This window comes from Desulfosarcina sp. (genome assembly GCF_033791525.1).
GTDB lineage: Bacteria > Desulfobacterota > Desulfobacteria > Desulfobacterales > Desulfosarcinaceae > Desulfosarcina.
Map to the genome: position 1 here is coordinate 1 of NZ_JASJGN010000400.1, position 4097 is coordinate 4097.

Genomic DNA, 4097 nt, shown 5'->3' on the forward strand with positions numbered 1-4097 from the left:
ATGCGATAGCGGGATTCCCCTTCGCGAAGCATCTTCTCAAGCGCTTTCTGGTGGGAGTTGTCGACGATAATGCCCAATATCCCGGCCGGCTGGCCGTCACGGTATTTCACGGCGGAGTAAGAAAAGACCGGGGAAAGTGGAGCCATCCTTGCGCAGGCACGTGTATTCGGAGTGATAGACGCGCTTTCCCGCCAGCGCCCGGGACAGATTCGCAAGGGCCCGTCCATGATCCGCAGCAATGATCATGTCCAGGGCATTCGCCCCGGCCTCGAAATCAGCCCGACTGTATCCGAACTGTTCCTCCCCTTTGCGTTGACGTAGCCAAAGTGGCCGCTCGTGTCCATTTCATAAACGGTTTCCGGCAGCAGTTCCGCCAGTTCGCGGAATCGCTGCTCGTTCTCAGCGGTCTTGGCCATTGCAGCCTTGATCCGCAAATGGCTGTCCGGCAATGGCGGCGCAGGTGCCATGAGACATTCCTTTGGGTGGGATACGAAATGAATTGAAATGCATCCCGCGAGAGGCGGCGCGTGTCAAATTTGTTGATCCAAGTATGTGCCGGCAAGCTTCAGGTACTGATCGACCGACCGCTCAAATCGGTCCATGGGCAGGTCGGTCAGTTCCTTTTTCACTACGGCCGGAATGCCGGCCACCAGTTGCCGGGGACCCACCCGCGCACCTTCCCGGACTACGGCACCGGCGGCCACCACGGTCTGTTCCAGCACATGGGCATCGTTGAGCACGATCGCACCGATACCCACCAGGCTGCCGGCGTCGATGGTGCAACCGTGGACCACTGCGTTGTGTCCCACGGTCACGTGGTGAGCAATAATGGCCGGTTTGCCGAAATCGGTGTGAACCGTGCAGTTGTCCTGGATGTTCGTGTGGCTGCCGATTCTGATCGGCGCCATGTCTCCCCGCAGCACCGTATTGAACCAGATGCTGGCATGGTCCCCAATGGTTACATCACCGATCACCACAGCGGTGGGTGCGATAAACACGTTTTTTCCGATGGTGGGTATGATTCGGTTATATTCGATAAGCATGACTGGTTCAACACTCCTGTACACCGTTATCTTTTTTTCGTTCAAGCAACCTGTCGGCGCCGACAAGTTCGTAACACCTTACCGTTGAACCCGCCGGTTTCGCAAGCAGAAAACTGCTTTCACGAAGTCGCCAACTGCATTGGTTTCGCAACCCTTCTTAAAGTTCTTGCGAAGGCGGCCGAAAGCAGGTTAGAATTTGTCTGACACCAAACATGCCGGACTTTTTACAAAAGCCATCGTTAACCATGACATCGGATAAAGCATCACCCTCCCGGAAACCGGACGCCGGTTCAATTTCTCTGGCTGACGCCAACTGCATCGTTTTGCGCCTGGATGGCGGCGGGCGGATAATTTCTCTCAACCCCTTCGGATTGGATTTTTTCGGCTACCGTGAGCCGGAGATTTTAGGTAGACATGCCGTGGGGACCATCATCCCGGAAAAAGATGCGACCGGCAACGATCTGCAGGCGATGATCGACGAGTTGTTGCGCCGACCTGACGACTATTCTCACCAGATCAACGAAAACCGTCGCAAAAACGGTGACCGCATCTGGGTCGTCTGGTCCAACCGGGCTTTTAGGGACGATACCGGCAACGTCGCAGAGCTTTTATGCGTCGGTAACGACATTTCCGATCGAAAGGCTTTCGAAACGGTATTGGAAGCGGCCAGGCTTCAGTTGACCGCTACGATCCAGGAACAGAACGCGCGTTTGAAGGAAGCCAATACACGACTGAAAAAAGAGGTGGAGGAGCGCAAAAAAACCCAGCAGGCGCTGTCGGAAAACCGTGATCGGTACAGGCTGCTCTCCAAGGCATCCACGGAGGGAATCCTGTTTCACGACAACGGCATGGTTATCGAGTTCAATGACGCCTTTGCCGATCTGCTTGAGTGCCCGCATGATCAGTTAATCGGGATGGACATCATCCGTCAATTCGTTTCAACCGAGGACAGGGGGCAGGTTCAACAGATCATTGCATCAAACGATGACCGGGTCTACGAAATCACAGCCCGCTCGGCCGCCGGGCGGTCGTTTCCCGCAGAATTGCGTTCCCGGTCCGGGGAACTGGCCGGCCGGCCGTGCCGGGTGGTCACCGTGAGGGACATCACCCACCGCAAAAAGACGGAGCGCCAACTGATCCAGTCCCAGAAGATGGAGGCTGTGGGGACTCTGGCCGGCGGGATCGCCCATGACTTCAACAATATGCTTGCCGGCATTCAAGGCAACGTGGAAATCATCCGTCACCAGATATCCCCCCAAAGCTCGCACCAGAAACGCCTGTCCATCATCAGCCAGATTGTAAAGCGGGGCGCCAAACTCTCCGGCCAGTTGCTCGGCTACGCGCGGGGCGGGCAGACGGAATTATGCGAGATCAACCTGAATGGCCTGGTTGAAGATACCCTTGAGATGTTTGGCCACTCCCAAGGGCAGATCACCATTGAAACCCGCCTCAGTCCGGACACACCCATCGTCAGTGGAGACCGCACCCAAATTGAACAGGTGTTGTTGAACCTGATTATCAATGCCGTGCATGCCATGCCCGAGGGAGGGCACCTGGTCATCGAAACCCAGGCCACCGTCTTGAGCACCAGAGAGAACCGGAAGTACGAGATTATTCCCGGACACTATGCCATGCTCTCGGTGCGAGACTCAGGCCACGGCATGGATCAGGAGACCCAGAAGCAGATCTTCGAGCCTTTTTTTACGACCAAGGCACAGGGCCAGGGCACCGGGCTTGGACTGGCCTCTACCTACGGGATCGTCAAGAACCATAAAGGGTATATCGACGTTTTCAGTGCACCGGGCGAGGGATCCCAATTCAACGTGCTGCTGCCGCCGTCCGACTGCGTCGGTGAGTCTGCCGGTGTCCATGACGCCATGACGGAAAAAGGGTCCGAAACCATACTGGTCGTGGATGACGAACCGGAGTTTCTCGATGTGGGCCGGGAGATGCTGATTCTTCTGGGTTATACGGTCATCACCGCCGGCAACAGCGATGAGGCAATCGCCCGTTTCGAAAAACAGGACGGGAACGTCAAACTGGTGATCGTGGACATGATCATGCCCGGAGCTGCGGTTGACGACACGATCCGCCGATTTAAAGCGATCAATCCGTCCGTCCGTGTGCTGCTCTCCAGCGGATACAGCCAGAACGGAGAAGCTGTCCGGAAGCTGATGCAGAACTGCAGCGGGTTCATTCAAAAGCCCTTCCGCCTCGCCTCCCTGTCAAAAAAAGTCAGAGAACTGCTGGGAGCCGCGCAAGATGAAAATCGCTGACGTCGGCGGCGAGTTCGCCCTGATTAGCCGGCTGGCCCGACTATCCACAGTCATCCATCCCGACCTGGTGGCCGGCATTGGCGACGACGCCGCCGTCATCGGCGGATCCTTCCCGAATGGGGATTATCTGCTTGTCACCTCGGACATGCTGGTGGAGACTAGCCACTTCAGACGCGACTGGGCCACACCGGCACAAGTCGGGATCAAGTCCGTCGCCTGCAATGTCAGCGATATTGCCGCCATGGGCGGAGCCCCCACGTTCATGTTTGTCTCACTGGCCCTGGCAGCGGACACCGAGGTGGCCTGGGTCGAAGCACTCTACAAGGGAATGGCCGAGGCCTGCCGACGCTACGGCGTGGTGCTTGCCGGGGGTGATACCACCCACGCTGAGGTGGCCACCATCAGCATCACCCTACTGGGCCGGGTGTCTCCGGGAAACTTGCGACTGAGAAGCCAAGCCCGCCCCGGAGAACTGCTGTGCGTCACCGGCCCCCTGGGTGCTTCCGCCGCCGGCCTGGCCATGCTGGCTGCCGGACTGGAGCCCCCCCCTTATTTAAGAGAGAAGCACCTGGCTCCCGGTTGCAGGCTGGACGTCTCACGGTTGATTGCCCCCGTTGCCCGGGCCATGATCGACATCAGCGACGGCCTGGCTGCAGAGGTGAACCATATCTGCGATCAAAGCGGCACCGGCGCAGAGATTGTTGTCGCGGACATACCGATTGATCCAGCCGTGCGCGAGGCCGCCCGGTTGACCGGAAATGACCCGCTTGATTTTGCC

The 4097-nt window shown here is 57.8% G+C and carries 5 protein-coding genes; 2 read left to right on the forward strand and 3 right to left on the reverse strand.

The features are described 5' to 3' along the window. Positions 1–96 precede the first annotated feature (96 nt). The 3 genes from QNK41_RS23145 to QNK41_RS19655 all read right to left on the reverse strand — a co-directional run bounded on the left by QNK41_RS23145 (position 97) and on the right by QNK41_RS19655 (position 1043). Positions 97–246, reverse strand: a complete 150-nt coding sequence (locus tag QNK41_RS23145) for a hypothetical protein (RefSeq protein WP_413815184.1) — start codon at positions 244–246, stop codon at positions 97–99. Beyond that, positions 243–467 carry a hypothetical protein gene (locus QNK41_RS19650; RefSeq protein ID WP_319260504.1) on the reverse strand — a complete coding sequence of 75 codons (225 nt, stop codon included), beginning with the start codon at positions 465–467 and terminating at the stop codon, positions 243–245. The genes QNK41_RS23145 and QNK41_RS19650 overlap by 4 nt, the downstream gene beginning before the upstream one ends. 63 nt (positions 468–530) lie before the next feature. Next, positions 531–1043, reverse strand: coding sequence for a gamma carbonic anhydrase family protein (locus QNK41_RS19655; protein ID WP_319260507.1), 513 nt, complete (start codon positions 1041–1043; stop codon positions 531–533). A 245-nt stretch (positions 1044–1288) separates the two neighbouring features. On the opposite strand from QNK41_RS19655, the gene QNK41_RS19660 reads away from it, so the two are divergent. Together QNK41_RS19660 and thiL are read left to right on the forward strand one after the other, a co-directional pair. Then, positions 1289–3319 (forward strand): PAS domain S-box protein, encoded by a 2031-nt coding sequence (locus tag QNK41_RS19660; RefSeq protein ID WP_319260509.1) that lies wholly within the window; start codon positions 1289–1291, stop codon positions 3317–3319. Beyond that, a partial coding sequence (thiL, locus tag QNK41_RS19665; protein ID WP_319260512.1) for a thiamine-phosphate kinase occupies positions 3306–4097 on the forward strand: 792 nt, incomplete at its 3' end. The genes QNK41_RS19660 and thiL, both read left to right, overlap by 14 nt.